The following is a 17,290-nucleotide window of genomic DNA, read 5'->3' as shown; positions in this document are numbered from 1 at the left end:
TCACGGCAGGTCGGTACGTCCCAGCCACGCCGGTTTCACCGGCACGCCATCCTCGTCGCGCTCCACCGCCGCCGCCGCTGACGGCGGCGGCGGGGACTCCGGCGTCGGTATCGGCGTCGGTGTCGGTGTCGTGGCCGACCGCGCCTCAGCCGCGACCGGCTCATCGCTGACCCGTTGCGCTGGTGCAGGGCGGTCGGTGTCGTCCAAGAGTTCGGCAGCGGAGAAGCGGGTGGCGTGGGACTGCCACGCGCCGTCGACAACCAGCAGAAATCCATCACCGTCGCGAAAGAGGCGGCGGCGCTTGGGGCTCCTGGGGTGCTCCGGCGTGTAGGCACGCGCCCGCCGCTCCAGCTCTGCCAGAGCCGTCTCACGCCCACCCTCCACGTGCGCCATCACGTAGGCCTCGGTGTGTTTGTGCTCACCCAAGCCGACCGTTGTCTCCAGGATCAGTCCCCATGTCGCCATGGCCGACTCCCTTCCCTGTCCATCGAGCAGTAAGCAAAGCGGCAGATGTGATGTGATGCGTTGCTGCCGGCCTTCCAGGCTGAGGTCTACCAGGCCTCCGTGGTCACCTCGGTGGCCCCGGACAGCGACATCAAATCGAGCCGGCACACCAGCTCGCTCCAGAACGTCAGTCCGGAGAGCCGCGAACACGTCGCCACCACGAACCACGGCGAGCAGCCCATCCGCACCGTCCGACCGCATCCGAATTGGTACTGATGGAAAACTCCCCCTCCTCCGCCGCGTCTCACGACACCATGCAGGAGCGCCCGGTAAGGCCCGGCACGGTAATCGCGTCACTGCTCGTCCCGATCACGGCCGCATTCGGCGTGCTCAGTTCCTACTACGTCCAGGTGATCCACGAGGATTGGGTCGATCGGCAGCAGGCAGCATGCCGGCACATGCCCTTTCCGAAGATGGAACACGTCGCCGCGTGGTCGGGGCCGATCCTCGGCATATCGGCCGTGGTCGTATGTGTACTGCTCGCCAGGCGAGTCCGCCGGCGCTACGGCATCCGGCTCTGGGAGACGTGGCCGGGGCTCGTGGCCTTCATCTGTGTGTGGATCAACGTGCTGGCCATTCTGCTGGAGCTGTTCATGTTGTGGGCCGCCTACACCCCCGACGGGTCGGGGTCGGTCCTGGGCGACTGCGAACCACCCACAGGGCTGGTGTCTTCGGACTGACGGGGTGCTTCGGTACTGCTCACGAGCATTGCCGTCGGCGGTGGGCGCCGAGACGGTACTGCCCCCGCGTCCTGCCGCCTGCGGTCCGGGCCCCGTGGGGCTCGTGCCGCGGCGGGGAAACCGCTTGCAGCAATTTTCGCTCGCGGGCTATCTGCACCGGCATCGCACTGCTTGAATGGCCGCCGCCAACTGCCCCTGATATCAAGCTACTTGTGGCACACGAGCCCAGGACACCGCCATGCCTACGCGCGTCAGCCTCCCACCGCGGCGATCCCTCCCCGCCCTGCGCTTCGCCGCGCTCCTCGCCATGCTGGCCTCCGTCGTCGTCTTCTCCTCCGGCGCCCCGCAGGCCCGCGCGGCCCCGGCCTGCGCCGTCCTGTCCGCCGGGGCCGCCCCGCAGGCCAACTCGGCGGTGAACGCCGCCTGCGGCCTGATCGGGACCCCGTACTCCTGGGGCGGCGGCCACGGTGGGCAGCCGGGCCCCACGTACGGGATCTGCGACCCGTCCAACGGCGCCCCGAACGACTGCCACGTCCGCGGGCTGGACTGCTCCGGAATGGTCCGCCACGCCTACTACCTCGCGGTGGGCAGCGACGTCATCAACGGAGTGACCAGAACCCAGTGGACCTCCTCCAGGGCGGTCGCCAGGTTCTACCGCAGCGACGGCACCGCACCCCTGCTCCCCGGCGATCTGGTCTTCTTCGGGAACACGCCCTCGACCATCCATCACGTGGCGATCTACCTGGGCCAGGGCCAGATTGCCGAGGCGCCGTACTCCGGCGGCCGCGTCCAGGTCTCCGCGCTCTCCTCGCACGGTGACTACTACGGGGCCATCCGCCTCTACGGCCCGGGAGGGGGATCCCCCGCGCCCGGCGGCGGCCGGTACTGGGTGGACACCTTCGCGAACGCCTCGGTCTACGGTTCGCCGACCGGCACGTCGAGCACGGGCACGCTCTACAAGGGGACGAACTACGTGTTCTGCAAGGCCTGGGGGCGCGAGGTGCGCAGCGGGAGCAGCTTCAACCACTGGTGGCTGAAGACCGACCCGGACGTCGGTCCGGCCGGGCAGTGGGTGTCCGCGTACTACCTGTCCCGGTGGGGCAACGACGTAGCCAAGGACAACAACGGCGCCGTCATCCGCGACTGCTGAACGACCGTGATGCGCGGCCGGCCCGACGGATGGTCATCCGTCGGGCCGGCCGCACCAACCTGCAGTGCCTGAAGGAGCGCCGCAGGTTCAGCGCTGTGGTGTCATGCCACGGCTCCGGGCTGCCCGACGGGCTGCGCAACGGGTTCGGCGGCCTTCTCCGTTGCGTCGGCCGGGGCCGCCGTGAGCGTTGCGCGGGCGGAGAGGAGCGCGGGGCCGCACAGTGCGAGCGCCAGGAAGATGCCGCCGCCGGCGATCACGAAGACAAGCCGGGCGTGGCTGTCGGGGCTGAGCAGGCTGCCGGCCAGGTAACCGGCCGTGCTGCCGAAGAAGGCGGCGGAGGACAGCGTGCCGCCCACCCGGCCCAGCACCTCGGCGGGCACGGCCTTCTGCAGCAGCGTCTCCTCGCCGACGTTGGCCACGCCGTTGCCCAGGCCCGCGATCAACTGCATGGCGATCGCGGCGAGCAGCACCGGCGCGGCGGCCGTCAGCAGCAGGCCCAGGCCGGTGAAGAACCAGCCCGCCAGCAGCACCCACACCGGCGAGCGGCTCTCGGCGGTGCGGACCAGCCACAGCGAGGCGGCGACCATGGCCACGCCGAACGACGCGGACAGGATGCCGAATCCGGCCTCGCCCGCATCCAGGGTGTGCTCGGCGAGGAAGACCAGCGCCAGGTTGTCGAGCGAGCCGAAGAACAGGCCGAGCAGGAGCAGCAGCACGATGGCCCGGGACACCCGGTGGTGCCGTACGAACTTCAGCCCCTCGACGGTGTCGCCCAGCAGGGTCCGCCGCTGGCCGGTGCGCAGCGGCTCCAGCGCCGGGATGCGGGTCAGCAGCAGGGCGGAGAGCACGAAGCTGCCCGCGTTGACGGCCAGCGCGCCGTACTCGCCGCCCCATGCGGAGAACACGCCGCCGAGGACCGGGCCGAGCGCGGCCTGGAGGTTGAAGGCGGTGCCCATCCACGCGTTGGCGGGCATCAGGTCCTTCTCGTCGACCAGGCGCGGCACCACCGTGCGTCCCGCAGCGGAGAAGACGGTGGACGCCGCGGCGGCCACCGCGACCAGCGGCACCAGGACGGCGAGCCCGGGCCGTGCCAGTACGACGACCCCGAAAACCAAGGCCTGGACCAGCTCGGCGGCGATCAGCAGGCGCCGCACGCCCATCCGGTCCGCGAGCGCCCCGGCGAGCGGTCCGAAGAACCGCGGCACGGACTCGGCCAGGAGGATCAGCGACACACCGGTTCCGGCGTGGTCACCGCGGCTGACCAGCAGGACGAGCGCCACCATGGCTGCGCCGTCGCCGACGAGCGAGACCGCGCGCGCCAGCCAGAACCGGCGGAACAGCCGGTGGCGTCGGATCAGATTGGGTTCTGCGGCCAAGGCCTTGAATCCTTTCAAGGGGAAAACGGTCGGTCCGCGCGCGGCGTGAAGCGCCTGCGGCAGTGGGTCAGACCACGGCCCGGCCGTGGTCGCCGAGCCGGGACCCGGCGCTGCGCCGCAGATCGGCCGTGAGGTTGATGCGCTTGAGCCAGCGGTCGGTGCCGTCGTAGCGGGGGGTGAACGGCCGGCGGCCGTGCACCGCACGCTTGTTGTCGATGACGAACAGGTCGCCGCGGCCGATCACCACGTCGGTCAGCTTCGCCTCGATCGCGGCGAGCAGTGCGTCCTGCGCCTCCGCGGCCTGCGGGTCGAGCGGGTTGGTGTGCATGAACGGCGGGTCCACGCGCAGCCACGGGGCCGCGGGGTCGCCCTCCAGCAGGGCGATCGGCTCGGGCCGGTTCGCCATGGTGTCGATGCGTCGGAACGGCTCGGCTCCGGCGGCCTCCGCCGCGTCGGCGGCGCCGGTGGCCACGTTGAAGGTCTTGGAGTGCGACTCGTCCGGAAGGATCGCGAAGCGCTTCTCGAAGAGGAGGGCGCGGTGCTCATCGCTGAGCTCGATGTCCGCCATGGCCGCGAAGGTCGTGGGCACCGCGTCGTGGTTGCGCAGGCCCATCAGGATCATCCAGTCCGCGCGGTGCGGGTGGAAGGCGTCCTCGGTGTGCCAGTCGAGCATGGCGGTCGATCCCGAGCCGAGCTGGCTCAGCTCGTGCCCGGGCACCGGGTACAGGTCGAGGAGCAGTCGGCCGCGCTGCTGGCTGCTGAACGAGAAGGGCTCCCCGAGCAGGGAGCCGACCAGGCTCAGCACCGCGTCCGCGTGCCGCAGTTCGGGGCGGTCGGGGCGCTCCTGGTAGCTCTTCGGGGTGGGGCCCAGCGCGTTCTCGTCTATGAGCAGCCCGCTGATCAGGAAGCCCGCGTGCGGGCCCCCGGCCAGGCGGAACTCGGTCATCAGCCGCCGCAGCGAACGCGGCAGCTCGTGGGCCATCAGGGCGGCGAGCTGGAGGGATCGCCGGGCGTCCAGCGAGGCCGAGGCCCGTGCGTACTCGTGGGCGAGTGCGGCCACACTGTGGCGCTCGTCGGGCAAGAGTTCGATGCGCGGGACCCCCTGTCCCGGCTGTGACGTCGCGGTCGGTGCGTTGGCGGCCGGTGCGATGGTCTGCATGGTGGCTCCCTTCCTCAGGAGACGTGAGGTTCCCGCAACCTCTCAGGATCCACTCGAATGACGCTCAAGGACCTCGCCCCGCCACTTCGCCCCGACCACCCTTCCATCCCGGCGACGGGATCTGCACGCCGTCTCCATCGACTCTCAAGCGGTTCTGTAGCCAAGCGGGTTGTTCTGTTGTCGGGAAAGGCCGAGGCCCCGAGCGGCACCGGCCCCGACCACGCCGGACCCCCGCAACCCCGCGGATCCGGAGCTCCACCGGAACACGACGAGGAGTCGAAGTGACCCAGAACAAGATGGACCAGCAGTCCGTTCAGGCCAACAACAAGCCGGTGGCCGAGAAGAAGCCGTCGATCAGCTCCCGCATCAGCAAGTACGGGAAGTACGACCGCCTCGAGGGCTGAGTTTGAGTCGTGGTCCGGGGTGTGAGTGAACGGCACTCACACCCCGGCACGCCTTTACTGGGAGGTTTCCGTGAGCACCGCACAGCCCGTACCGATCAGCCCGGAGCAGTTCCGCAAGGTGTTCGGGGGTGACCTCGCGGACGTCTTCCTCCTGGTCACGTCGCCGGGCGTGCGCAGCGCGCTCACCGTCGAGACCAGCACCGTCCCGGTACAGGAGTTCACCTGGACCGGCCCCGACTCCCGCGCGGGCCTCATCGCCGAGATGGCCGCCATCCGCGCCTCCGGCCGCCGCGCGTCCGTCCTGTGGATCGCCGACGACGAGTTCGTCCACTTCGACGACGAAGACCTCGTGGGCATGGCCATGGGCGCCTTCTCCAGCTTCTCGGTGCCCTTCTCCGAGGAGAGCCTGCGCAACAACATCCGCGTCGTCACCGACGTCGACTACGAGCGCGAGCTCGGCATCGAGGAGGAGTTCCTGACCCTCCTCGACCAGGCCGACGACATGCTCTTCCTCGGCCGCGAGTTCGGCACCGAGGCCGTCTTCCAGCACCAGCTCTCCGAGCACTGGTTCTCGCTGCACGGCCCGCTCCTGCCCGGCCAGCAGGTCGTCCTGCCCACCGGTGAGCTCAGCTCGCTGGTCAACGCCTCGGGCGAGTTCGAGCTCCACACCCACTTCACGCTGGACGGCGAGGTCACCCTCCAGGGCGCGCCCATCGTCCACCGCGGCGGTCACGAGACCAGCCTCGCCGAGACCGAGCAGGTCTACCGCGACCTCGCCTCCATGGCGGACCAGCCGGCGATCATCACGCTGGCCGCGGGCCGCATCACCGCGGTCCGCCCGGCCGTCGCCGGACGCACCGAGTTCGCCACCAACCTCGAGAAGCTGCTGGCCAAGGACGACCGCTACGCCAAGCTGCACGAGATCGGCTTCGGCACCAACACCAGCTGCTCCCCGCTGCTCCCCAGCAACTACTTCGCCAACGAGCGGCACCCCGGTGTGCACCTGGGCCTGGGCCTGGGCACGTTCACGCAGTTCCACATCGACCTGATGAGCACCGCCATCGACGTGCTGATGCGCGGCGTGGACGGCCGCGACGTGGAGCTGTTCCCCGCCCTCGGCGTGGCGCCGGCGCGGATTCTCACCGGCGTCTGAGTCAGTCCGACGACAGCGTGTGCCCGGCCGCTTCCAGTGCGGTCCGGGCCCGCTCGTACTCCCCGGCCGGTACGAGTACGAGGTCCGCGTCGAACGTCGACGCGGCGAACACGCCTATCCCGGCCCCGGCCAGCGGCACCAGCACGCTCGCCAGCATGCCGGGCAGGTCCAGGGAGTGTGCGCCGGTGCCGTACAGCCCGCGATAAGGACCGCTCGCGCCCGAGGCGCCCGCCAGCCGTTCGGCGCACACCACGGTGAGCCCGTCCCGCGCCCGGGTGACCGAGGACCACGGGCGGTCGGGCAGCGGGGGAACGGGGACGTCCGCCGGAAGGCGGTGCACCCACAACTGATCAGGGAGGACGTAGAAGTGCTGCGCAACGATGGTGACGGAGAGCTCGGCCATGGGGACGACCCTAAGGCGTCGGCCGCGGAGGCCGAGTTCTGGCTCCCCCGCCTGAACGGCGCCTGCCGCGCATCCCTGCTGGAGCCCGCGGGCGCGACCGTCGCCGCACCGCCCGGCCGGGTGGCCCCCGAAGCCGCCGCCGCGCTGCACGCGATGACCGGCGGCGCCCCCGAAGGCCTGCTGCTGCTCACCGTCGCCGCCGCCCGGATCGCCCTGGCCCGGCTCACCGGGTCCACCGGGTCCGGTGCGCCGGGACGGGTGCCGGTCCTCGTACCGGCCCTCGGCACACCGTCCGACGGGGCCGGGTTCGCGCTGCTGGCCCCGCTGGACCCCGCCGCGCCCGCCACCGACTTCCTCGAGGCCCTGCACGCCGAGCTGGAGCAGGCCTCCGCCCACCCCTGGCGGGACCGGGACGCGCTCAGCGCCCGGCTGGACGCCGTCACCCCCGGCACCGGCTCCGCCCTGGCGCAGCTCGCCGTCGTCTGCCCGGCCCTGTACGGGGAGCGCACGCCGGCCCCCCGGGCCGCCCTGGTCCTGCGCGCCGAACCGGCCCCGGACGGCGCGCTGTCGGTCACCGCCCACGGCACCGCCGCCCTCACCGCGGCCCTGCCCCGCTGTGTGGCCGCCGTACTCGAGGCCCTCGCCGCCGACCCGCGCCGGACCCCGGCGGAGGCGGACGTGCTCGGCGCCGCCCAGCGCGCCGAACTCCTCGCCCTGTGCGAGCTGCCCGTCCCCGCCGCCTTCGAGGCCGTCACCCTCACCGCCCTGTTCGAGGAGTCCGCCCGGCGCACCCCCGACTCCGTCGCCGTCACCGGCGAGGGCCGCACCCTGACCTACCGGCAGCTCGCCGCCGAGGCCGCTCATGGCGCCGCCGCGCTCACCGCACGGCACGGCATCGGCCCCGGCGACGCCGTCTGCGTCATGGCTCCGCGCGGCGCCGACCTCGTCACCGCCTTCCTCGCCGTCCTGCGCACCGGCGCGGCCGTCGTCCCCCTCGAACACCGCCACCCCGCCGCCCGCGTGGCCCTGCTGGCCCGGTTGAGCGGCGCCCGCCTGGTGCTGCGCGCCGAGGGGTACGGCCCCGCCGACGAGGAGCTGCCCGTCCCGGTGGCGGGCCTGACCTCCCTGCTCGCCGCGGCGCCGGCCGACGCGGCCGCCCTCGACGCCGCCGAGCCCGGGGCCCCGGCCATGGTCCTGTTCACCTCCGGATCCACCGGCACCCCCCGCCCGGTCGCCGTTTACCACGACCAGCTGTCCCACAAGATGCTGACCGGGAGCCGCGCGCTCGGCATCGACGCCGCGACCCGTACCGCCCTGCTCTCCTCGATCACCTCCGACGCCACCGCCTTCCAGGTCTTCGCCACGCTGCTCGCGGGCGGCACCCTCGTCGCCGTCGGCGACCCCGACCGGCTCGACCCGCACGCGCTGTGGCAGCGGGTGCGCGACGGCGAGGTCAACCTCGTCAACTGCGTGCCCGGACTGCTCTCCGTCCTGCTGCGCGCCCTGCCCGAGGACGGCGAACTCCCTCTGCGCCACCTGCTGCTGGGCGGCGACACCATCGCCCGCGGGCTGCTGCCGCGTACCGCCGGGCGGCTGCGCATCGCCACCTTCGCCAATCTGTACGGGCCCAGCGAGGCCACCGTCGAAGCCACCATGTTCATCCGGGACGGCGCGCTCGCCCAGCGGCTGGACCGGGTGCCGGTCGGCCGCCCCTCGCCCGGCTACGGCGTGTTCGTGGTCACCCCCTCCGGTGAACTCGCCCCGCCCGGCGTGCCGGGCGAGATCCACGTGGCCGGACCCGGCGTCGCCCCCGGCTACCGCGGGGATGCCGAGGCCACCGCCGCCCGCTTCGTGCGCTCCCCGCACGCCGGGGACGCCCGTGTCTTCCGTACGGGTGACCAGGGCAGCTGGAACGCCGACGGCGAACTGGAGTTCCTCGGCCGCGCGGACGGCCAGGTTCAGGTCTTCGGCACCCGGGTGGAGACCGGCGAGGTCGAACAGGCCGTGGTCCGGCACCCGGAGGTGGTCGAGGCCGTGGTCGTGCCCCGCACCGCCGCCGACGACACCGTGACCCTGCACGCCTGGTACGTGGCCCGCCCGCAGGTGCCGGGGGACGCCCCGCTCGCCCCCGACGCCCTCGGTGCATGGCTGCGCGCGCAGCTGCCCTCCCCGATGGTCCCGGCCGGCCTGCACCGGCTCGAGACGCTGCCGCTCACCGTCCACGGCAAGGTGGACCGGGCCGCGCTGCTCGCGCTCCCCACCGCTGCGCAGGGCCCCGGATGGCAGCCCGCCGACGCCCTGGAGCAGCTCGTCCACGACGCCTGGGCCGAGGTGCTGGGCCACCCGCCGCACTCCGCCGACGAGGACTTCTTCAAGGCCGAGGGCCACAGCCTGGCCGCCGTCCAGCTCGTCGCCGCGCTCTGCGAGGGCACCGGACGCTCCGACGCGGCCCGCGTCCACGACGTGCTCGACCTGCGCACCCCGGGCGCGCTGGCCGCCGTACTGCGCGAACGCGGGGCCGTGCCCCGGGACCCCGCTGCGCACGCCGCGGCCGAGGCCGCCGCGCGCGAACCCCGGTCCGGGAACACCTTCCCCGCCTCCAACGCCCAGCGCCGGATGTGGCTGCTGGACCGGCTGGACGAGTCGCCCGTCCCCCCGTACACGATGGTCGAGGCCTACCGGCTCGACGGCCCCGTGGACGAGGACCGGCTCGCCGCCGGCGTCGACGCACTGGTGGCCCGGCACGAATCCCTGCGGACCGTCCTGCGCCAGACGCCCGGGGGCCTGACCCAGGTGATCCTCGACCCGCCCACCGCAGTCCTCGTCACCGAGCGGGACACCACCGTCGACGAGGCCTTCGCACGGGCCTGCCACCACCGCTTCGACCTCGCCGAGGGCCCGCTGGCCAAGGTCTCCTGGCTGCCCGACCCCCGGACCGGGAACGGGCCGGAAACGGGCGGCGTGCTGCTGTTCACCGTGCACCACGCGATCTGCGACGGCTGGTCCTTCGGCCTGCTGATGCGCGAGCTCGTGCGCCATCTGGGCGGCCTGGCCGCCCCGCAGGAGCCGGCGCCCACGTACACCGAGCACACCGACCGGCTCGCCACCCGGCTCGCGGGACCGGCGGGCGCGGAGCACCGCGCGTACTGGCAGCAGCGCCTCGCCGCCCTGCCCGAACCGCTGGAACTGCCCGCCGACCGGCGCCGCCCCGCCGCCCGCAGCGCCGTCGGCGGCACCGTACGCCTCACCCTCGACCCGGAACTCACCCGCGCCCTGGCGGAGCTGTGCCGCGCGAACGCGGCCACCCCCTTCATGGGCTTCACCGCGGCGCTGCGCGTCCTGCTGTGGCGGCTGTGCGCGCAGCCGGACGTACTGCTGGGCACCGTGGTCGCGGGCCGGCCCGACCGGCGGTCCGCCGAGACGGTCGGGCTGTTCGCCAACACCGTGGTCCTGCGCACCCCGGTGGACCCCGCCGGCTCCTTCCGCGAGCTGCTGGCCGCCGTACGCACCACCGCGCAGGAGGCCATGACCCACCAGGAGTACCCGTTCGAGCAGCTCGTCGAGGACCTCGCGCTGCCGCGCGACCCCAGCCGCAACCCCGTCTTCGACGTCCTCGTCGAGACCGTCCTCGACGACGGCGCCGCCCCCGGCGGCACCGGCCCGGCCGTGCGCCACCTCGACCTCGAACAGCCGGTCAGCGACTTCGACCTGGCGTTCAGCTTCCTCGACGCCCGGGCCGGGGCCCCGGGCGAGCTGTGGGTCGGCTACACCGACGACCTCTTCGACCGGGACAGCGCACGCCGCATGGGCGAGCGGCTGGTCCACCTGCTCGCCGGACTGCTGGCCGGCCCCGACGCCCCGCTGCCCGGGATCCCGGTCCTGCCCGCCGCCGAACGGCGCTTCCTGCTCGACGAGGCCAACGACACCGCCGCCCCCTTCCCCGAGCACCGGACCCTCCTGGACCTGGTCGAGGAGCAGACGGCCGCCGGCCCCGACCGGCCCGCCGTGGTGCACGGCACCACCGTCCTCAGCTTCGCCGAGCTCGACGCCCGCGCCGAGGCCGTCGCCGCCCGGCTGCGGGCGGCCTGCGCCGCGGGCCCCGGAACGCTGGTGGCCGTGGTCACCGAGCGGACCGAGTGGATGGTCGTGAGCGCGCTCGCCGTCCTGAAGACCGGCGCCGCCTTCGTCCCGCTGGACCCCGAACAGCCCGGCGACCGGCTCGCGTTCGCCCTCGCCGACAGCGGGGCGCTCGCCGTGCTCGCCGACGGCCCGTACCACGCCAAGACCACCGCCCTGACCGGTCTGCCCGTCCTCGACCCGCGCGCTCCCGCGGAGCCCGGCGCCGCCCTTGCCCCGCTGCCGCCCGCGCACCGGGCGGGGCCGCACGACCTCGCGTACGTCATCTACACCTCGGGCTCCACCGGCCGCCCCAAGGGCGTCATGATCGAGCACCGCGGCATCGTCAACACCGTCCACTACCGGGCCGGCTACTACGGGTTCGGAGCGGACGCGGCCGTGCTCCAAGTGCCGCCGCTGCACTTCGACAGCGGGGTCAACGACATCTTCTCCGCCCTGATCGCCGGCACCCGGGTGGTGGTCCTCGGCAAGGACCGCCTCCTCGACGTCGAGCACGTGGCCGAGGAGATCGGCCGCAACGCGGTCACCCACATCATGCTGGTCCCCAGCCTCTACCAGCTGATGCTGGAACGCTGCGCACCCCGGCTCACCTCCGTCCGCCAGATCGTCCTGGTCGGCGAGAGGCTCCCCGAGGCCCTCGCCGCCCGGCACGCCGAACTGCTCCCCGACACCGTCCTCTACAACGAGTACGGGCCCACCGAGGACAGCGTGTGGACCACCGTCCACCGGATCACCGACCCGGGCGCGGACGTCCTGATCGGCCACCCCATCGCCAACAAGACGGTCGACGTCGTCGACGCCCACGGCGACCTCGCCCCCATCGGCGTCCCCGGCGAGCTGTGCATATCCGGCGCGGGCCTGGCCCGCGGCTACCTCGGCAACCCGGAACTGACCGCCGACCGGTTCGTCCCGCACCCGCTGCGCCCCGACCGGCTCATGTACCGCACCGGCGACCGCGCCGCCCGCCGGCCCGACGGCAACCTGCTCTACCTCGGCCGCATCGACGACCAGGTCAAGATCCGCGGCCAGCGGGTCGAGCCCGGCGAGGTGGCGGCCGTCCTCGCCGAGCACCCGGAGGTACGGCGCTGCGCCGTCATCGCCGTGCCCGACGAGCGCGGCGAACTCGGCCTCGTCGCCTACGTGGTGGGCGCCGCCGCCCCGCACACCCTGCGGGCCCACCTCACCGAGCTGCTCCCGGCGGCGATGGTCCCCCGTACGTACGTCGCGATCGACGAGCTGCCGCTGAACCCCAACGGCAAGCTCGACCGCCGCGCGCTGCCCGCCCCGCCCCGCGAGGAGCCGCTCCCGTGCGCGGAGCTGAACCCCACCGAGGAGCGCGTGGCCAAGATCTGGGCGGACGTGCTCGGGTCCCCGGTCACCGACCCCGAGGCCGATCTGTTCTCCCTCGGCGGCCACAGCCTGACCGCCGCCCGCCTCGCCGCGGCCCTGCAGGAGGAGTTCGGCGTCCGGGTACCGCTCGTCACCGTCTTCCAGCAGCAGACCGTACGGGCCCTCGCGGCCGTGCTCGAGCAGCCGGACGGCATCCCGCTCGGCGCCCCGGCCGCCCCGGCCGCCGTGCCCCTGCTCGCGCCCGCCCCCGACGGCGCCGTCCTGCCGCTCTCCCGCGCCCAGCGCCGGATCTGGATGGCCGCCCGGACCAGCCGCAACCCCGTCGCCCTCAACATCAGCGACGCGGTACGGGCCGGCCGGACGCTCGACCCCGGCGTGCTGCGGGCGGCCGTGACCGCCCTCGCCGACCGGCACGAGGCGCTGCGCACCCGGGTGGCCGCCGTCGACGGCACCGTCCGGCAGATCGTCATGGACCGCCTCCCCGACGGGCCGCCGCTGTCCGTCGTGCACATCGAGGGCACCGACGAGGCGCTCACCGAGGCGGTGGACGCCGCCCACGGCACCCCGTTCGCCCTGGCCGACGGCCCGCTGTTCGCCGTGCGGCTGGTGACCGGCCACCCCGGCGGCGACATCCTGGTGATCACCGCCCACCACATCGTGTACGACGGCGACAGCGCCGCCGTGGTGGCCCGCGACCTGCTGGCCGCGTACGACGCCCTCGCCGCGGGACGCGAACCGTGGGACGGCCGCCCCGCCCACCCGTACCGCGCCTGGGTGGCCGAGGAGGCCGCCTGGCTGGAGGGCCCCGATGCCGCCCGCCAGCGCGCGTACTGGACCCGTACCCTCGCCGGGCCGCTCCCCCGCCTCGACCTGCCGGACGCCGGCCCCCGCGAGGACGCCGGACGCCAGGGCGCGGGACTCGTCCGCCGTGCCCTGCCCTCCGCCGTGCTGCACGCTGCTGCCGGCTCCGGGGGCGCCACCCCGTTCACCGCCCTGCTCACCGCCTGGGCGCAGGTGCTGCACCGCCGTTCCGGCAGCGCCGAGGTGGTCATCGGCTGCCCGGCCGGCACCCGCGACCGTGCGGAGACCGCCGAGACCGTCGGCTGCTTCGTCAACGCCCTGCCGGTGCGACTCGCCCCCGGTGAGGCCGACAGCCCGGCCGAGCTGCTGATCCAGGTGCGCGACCGGCTGGCCGAGGCGTACGACAACGCCCGCTTCCCCTTCGACACCATGGCCGTGGAGATCGCGGAGCGGCCCGCGCGCGGCCGCCGGCTCGTCTTCGACGCCGGACTGAGCTGGGAGACGCCCGAACGCTTCGAGGGCGGGCCCGAGTTCCTGCCCGCGGCGCCCTCGCAGATCCCGCTCACCGACGACCTGCGGATCTACGCGAACGAGCGCGACGACCAGGTCCTGCTCGAACTCGCCTACGACCGGGCACTGTTCCCCGAGGCCACCGCCGAGGGACTGCTCGACGAGGTGGTGGACCTCCTGCGCTGCCACCCGTCCTGGTCCACCGCCGCCGCGGACCGGCCGGCGCAGCCCCACCCGGCCGCCTGCCCTGCCGAAACCGACCGACCGCACACCGCAGGGAGCGCACGGCCATGACCACAGCACCTTTGTCCCGCCCCGACGAGGCGGGAGCAGCGGTGACCACCGTGGCCAGCTGGCAGCAGACCCTGGCCGCGCTCAACGACACGGCCGCGCCCGTCCCGCGGGGCCCGGTGGCGCAGCTGCTCGCCGAGCGCGCCCGCCCGGTCGCGGACCGGCCCGCCGTGCTGGCCCGCGACCGGAACCTCACCCACGGGGAACTGCACGGCCTCGCCGAGGCGCTCGCGGTACGGCTGCGCGAGCGCGGGGCGGGGCCGGGCGTCCTGGTCCGGGTCTGCCTGCCCCGCTCCGCCGAGCTGGTCGTCGCCGTGCTCGCGGTGCTGCGCGCCGGAGCCGCGTACGTACCGCTGGACCCGGACCATCCGGCCGAGCGGCTCGCCCAGCTCGTCGACAGCGCCCCCGCGCCGATCACCCTGACCAGTGCCCGGCTCGCCCACCTGTTCCCCGCACCGGGTGTGCTGGAGGTCGACCTGGACGCGCCGGGCGCCGTCGGCCCGGCCGTACCGGAGCCGGGCGGGCCGCAGCCGGGCCCGGCCGACCTCGCGTACGTCATCCACACCTCGGGCTCCACCGGCCGCCCCAAGGGGGTGGCCATCGAACAGCACTCCCTGGCCAATCTGCTGGAGGCCGCCGCCGTCCCCTTCGGCCTCGCCCCGGGCCGGCGCGTGCTCCAGTTCGCCAGCCCCGCGTTCGACGTCTCGGTGTGGGAGATCCTCGCGACCCTGTGGGCCGGGGCGGCCGTCGTCGTCTTCGACGAGCCCGTCGCCTCCGCCGAGATCCTGGCCGCACTGGTCCGCGAACGGCGCGCCGACACCGTGTTCCTGCTCGCCGCGCTGCTGGCCCAGCTGGACCCGGCCGCCTTCCCGGGCGTACGGACGGTCGTCACCGGCGGCGAGTCCTTCAGCCAGGCGCTGGTGGACCGCTGGGCCCCGGGCCGCGACCTCATCTACGTCTACGGGCCCACCGAGGCCACCGTGTTCCAGTCCTGGCACCGGTGCCTGCCCGGCGCCCCCGGGGAGCCGGCGACCATCGGCCGCCCCATGGCCAACCTGCGCTACTCGGTGCGCGACGGCTCCGGCGTGCCGGTCGGCCCCGGCGTCGACGGCGAGCTGTGGATCGGCGGCGCCGGCGTGGGCCGGGGCTACCTGGGCCTGCCCGACGCGGGCGCCCCACGCTTCGTACGCGACCCCGACGACCCCCGCCCCGGGGCCCGGCTCTACCGCACCGGCGACCTGGCCCGCCACCGCGCGGACGGCACCCTGGACTTCCGCGGGCGCGCCGACCGGCAGCTGAAGATCCGCGGCTTCCGCATCGAGCCCGGCGAGGTGGAGGTGGCGCTCACCGCTCTGCCGGGCGTCGCGGCCGCCGCCGTGGTCGTGCCCGAGGGGACGGCGCAGCCGCTGCTCGCCGGGTACGTGGTCACCGACGGGCCGCTGCCCGCCGACTGGCGGGCCAGGCTGGCCGAGCGGCTGCCGTACTACATGGTCCCGGCAGCGGTGATCCCGCTGGACCGTATGCCGAGCACTCCCAACGGGAAGATAGACCGCCGCAACCTCTCCGCCCGCCCCCTCCCCACGGCGGCTCCGGCGCTCCCGGCCGATCCGGCCCCCGAAGACTCCGCCGGGCTCGTGCCCTGCGCGGATGCCGGTGGGGCGGCCGACTCCGTCCGTGCCGTGGTGCGGGATCTGTTCTCCGAGGCGTTCGGCCGACCGGTCCCGGACCAGGGCGACTTCTTCCTGCTCGGGGGCAACAGCCTCAAGGCCGCCGCGCTGGCTGTGGAGGCGGCGCAACGGCTGTCCGTACCGGTCCGCGTCCGCGACGTGTTCGAATGCCCCTGCGTCACCGACCTCGCCGACCGGCTGGCGACACGCGTCGCCTCCGCGACGGCCGAGGCGGAAGCGGAAGCGGAGACCGGGGCCGAGGGCGAGGCCGAGGCCGGGGCCCCGGCCGGGGACACCGACGGGTCGCGGGGCGTCAGCGGGGCCCAGCGGTGGCTGTGGCTGGAGAACCGGACCCGGGGTGCCGGGGCGCGCGAGAGCGCCGCGTACCACGTGCCGATGCTGCTGGAGTGCCACGGCGACGCCGATCCCGAGGCACTGGGCGCCGCGTTCGCCCGCCTCCAGGAGCTCCATCCGCAGCTGCGCACCGTCTTCCACGAGGAGTGGGGGGAGCCGGTGCCCGGCCCCGCGCCCGAGCGCGCCCGCCTGGCGGTCCTGGACCTGCCCGACGAGGCCGCCCGCGCGGCCGCCGTACAGGAGTGGGCCCATGCACCGTTCGACCTCGCCCAGGGGCCGCTGGTACGGGCCGCGCTGCTGCGCCGCCCCGGCGGCCGGGACCGGCTGCTGGTCGTCCTGCACCACATCGTCGGCGACCAGACCTCCCTCGAGATCATCGCCCGGGCCCTGGCCGGGACCGGCCCGGACCCGGCTCCGGGGCTGCCCGGCCGTGCTGCGCACGAGCCGCCCTCCGGGGACGAACTCCCGTACTGGCGCAGCCGGTTGAGCCCACCGCCGGCTCCGCTCCCGCTGCCCGTCGACCATCCGCGCACCGGCCCGGCGGGCCGGGCCACCGCGGTCGCGACCGCGCACCTCGGCGCCGCCGAACTCGAGGCGCTGGAGGAGCTCGCACGCAGCCGCCGTACGGGGCTGTTCCCCGTGCTGGCCGCCGCCGTCACCGCCACGCTGCACGACGCGACCGGCGCCGGCGACATCAGCCTCGGCACGGCCGTCAGCCGCCGCCCCGCCCTCGGGCCCGGCTCGGCGGACGCGGTGGGCTGCATGGTCAACACCGTGGTCCTGCGGACCGCCGTACGGGGCGGATCGCCCTGCGTCGCACTGGTCGACGACCTCGCGGACCAGGCGGTCGGCGCGATGGACCACGGCGGGCTGCCCTTCAGCGAGCTGGTGCGCACCCTGGAACCGCCGCGGAACCCGGGCCGCAACCCGTTCTTCGACGTGTGGGTGACCCTGTGGGACGAGATCGACACCGGGCCGGGCCCGCTCCGGCTCGTCGGCGGCCCCATCCCGCTGGTCGAGGGCCTGTTCGACCTCTCGTTCCAGTTCTCGCGTGGCTCGAGCGGCTTGAAACTGCTTCTCCAGTACGACTGCACACTCTACGAACCGGGCACGGCACAGGGACTGGCCGAAAGGGCCGCCCACGCCGCGCGCCGGCTGTCGACGGCCGGCCCGCAGACGCTGGTCGGCTCGCTCACGCCCCGGGCGCAGGCCCCGCAGGCCCCCACCGGCCGTCCGGCGTTCGAGGGGTTCTCCTGGGGGGCCACCCGGCCCTGAACGCTGCGCTCCACCGGCCACGCCGACGCCCGGCGCGGCCGCCGTTTCCGCCCGCATCGCCTTCGCGCGGGGCCGT

Annotated in this window: 11 protein-coding genes; 7 read left to right on the top strand and 4 right to left on the bottom strand. The window is 74.3% G+C overall.

Going from position 1 to position 17,290, the window contains the following annotated elements:
- Entirely contained in the window at nucleotides 1–465 is a 465-nt protein-coding gene (locus tag OG299_RS41525; protein WP_266636510.1) for a hypothetical protein, read from the bottom strand.
- Between the two features lie 60 nt (nucleotides 466–525).
- Between OG299_RS41525 and OG299_RS41520 the strand changes: the two genes are divergently transcribed.
- From OG299_RS41520 to OG299_RS41510, 3 genes are all read left to right on the top strand, one after another.
- Entirely contained in the window at nucleotides 526–720 is a 195-nt protein-coding gene (locus OG299_RS41520) for a hypothetical protein (RefSeq protein ID WP_327364862.1), read from the top strand.
- Nucleotides 720–1,184, top strand: coding sequence for a hypothetical protein (locus OG299_RS41515; protein ID WP_327364861.1), 465 nt, complete (start codon nucleotides 720–722; stop codon nucleotides 1,182–1,184). Before OG299_RS41520 ends, OG299_RS41515 begins: the two co-directional genes overlap by 1 nt.
- A gap of 238 nt (nucleotides 1,185–1,422) precedes the next feature.
- A complete protein-coding gene (locus OG299_RS41510; protein ID WP_327364860.1) occupies nucleotides 1,423–2,334 on the top strand; it encodes a C40 family peptidase in 912 nt (303 codons plus the stop codon).
- A 101-nt stretch (nucleotides 2,335–2,435) separates the two neighbouring features.
- Here OG299_RS41510 and OG299_RS41505 read toward each other — a convergent pair whose 3' ends face one another.
- Together OG299_RS41505 and gntD are read right to left on the bottom strand one after the other, a co-directional pair.
- On the bottom strand, nucleotides 2,436–3,710 hold the full coding sequence (locus OG299_RS41505) for an MFS transporter (protein ID WP_327364859.1): 1,275 nt from the start codon (nucleotides 3,708–3,710) through the stop codon (nucleotides 2,436–2,438).
- 67 nt (nucleotides 3,711–3,777) lie between these two features.
- A complete protein-coding gene (gene gntD / locus OG299_RS41500) occupies nucleotides 3,778–4,869 on the bottom strand; it encodes a guanitoxin biosynthesis L-enduracididine beta-hydroxylase GntD (RefSeq protein WP_266636520.1) in 1,092 nt (363 codons plus the stop codon).
- Nucleotides 4,870–5,150: 281 nt separating this feature from the next.
- Here gntD and OG299_RS41495 point away from each other — a divergent pair, with 281 nt between their 5' ends.
- A complete protein-coding gene (locus OG299_RS41495) occupies nucleotides 5,151–5,273 on the top strand; it encodes a hypothetical protein (RefSeq protein ID WP_266636522.1) in 123 nt (40 codons plus the stop codon).
- A gap of 70 nt (nucleotides 5,274–5,343) precedes the next feature.
- Nucleotides 5,344–6,426: a CgnE/CgnB domain-containing protein gene (locus OG299_RS41490; RefSeq protein WP_266636524.1), complete on the top strand. Its 1,083-nt coding sequence runs from the start codon at nucleotides 5,344–5,346 to the stop codon at nucleotides 6,424–6,426.
- A 1-nt stretch (nucleotide 6,427) separates the two neighbouring features.
- Here OG299_RS41490 and OG299_RS41485 read toward each other — a convergent pair whose 3' ends face one another.
- Entirely contained in the window at nucleotides 6,428–6,829 is a 402-nt protein-coding gene (locus OG299_RS41485; RefSeq protein ID WP_266636526.1) for an ACT domain-containing protein, read from the bottom strand.
- Between OG299_RS41485 and OG299_RS41480 the strand changes: the two genes are divergently transcribed.
- Entirely contained in the window at nucleotides 6,794–13,921 is a 7,128-nt protein-coding gene (locus tag OG299_RS41480) for a non-ribosomal peptide synthetase (RefSeq protein WP_327364858.1), read from the top strand. The two genes, OG299_RS41485 and OG299_RS41480, sit on opposite strands and share 36 nt — an antisense overlap.
- On the top strand, nucleotides 13,918–17,214 hold the full coding sequence (locus tag OG299_RS41475; protein ID WP_327364857.1) for a non-ribosomal peptide synthetase: 3,297 nt from the start codon (nucleotides 13,918–13,920) through the stop codon (nucleotides 17,212–17,214). Before OG299_RS41480 ends, OG299_RS41475 begins: the two co-directional genes overlap by 4 nt.
- Nucleotides 17,215–17,290 lie beyond the last annotated feature (76 nt).

This window comes from Streptomyces sp. NBC_01296 (assembly GCF_035984415.1).
Classification (GTDB): domain Bacteria; phylum Actinomycetota; class Actinomycetes; order Streptomycetales; family Streptomycetaceae; genus Streptomyces.
The sequence above is the reverse complement of the archived record's forward strand: the minus strand, read 5'-3'. Positions and strand labels throughout refer to the sequence as shown.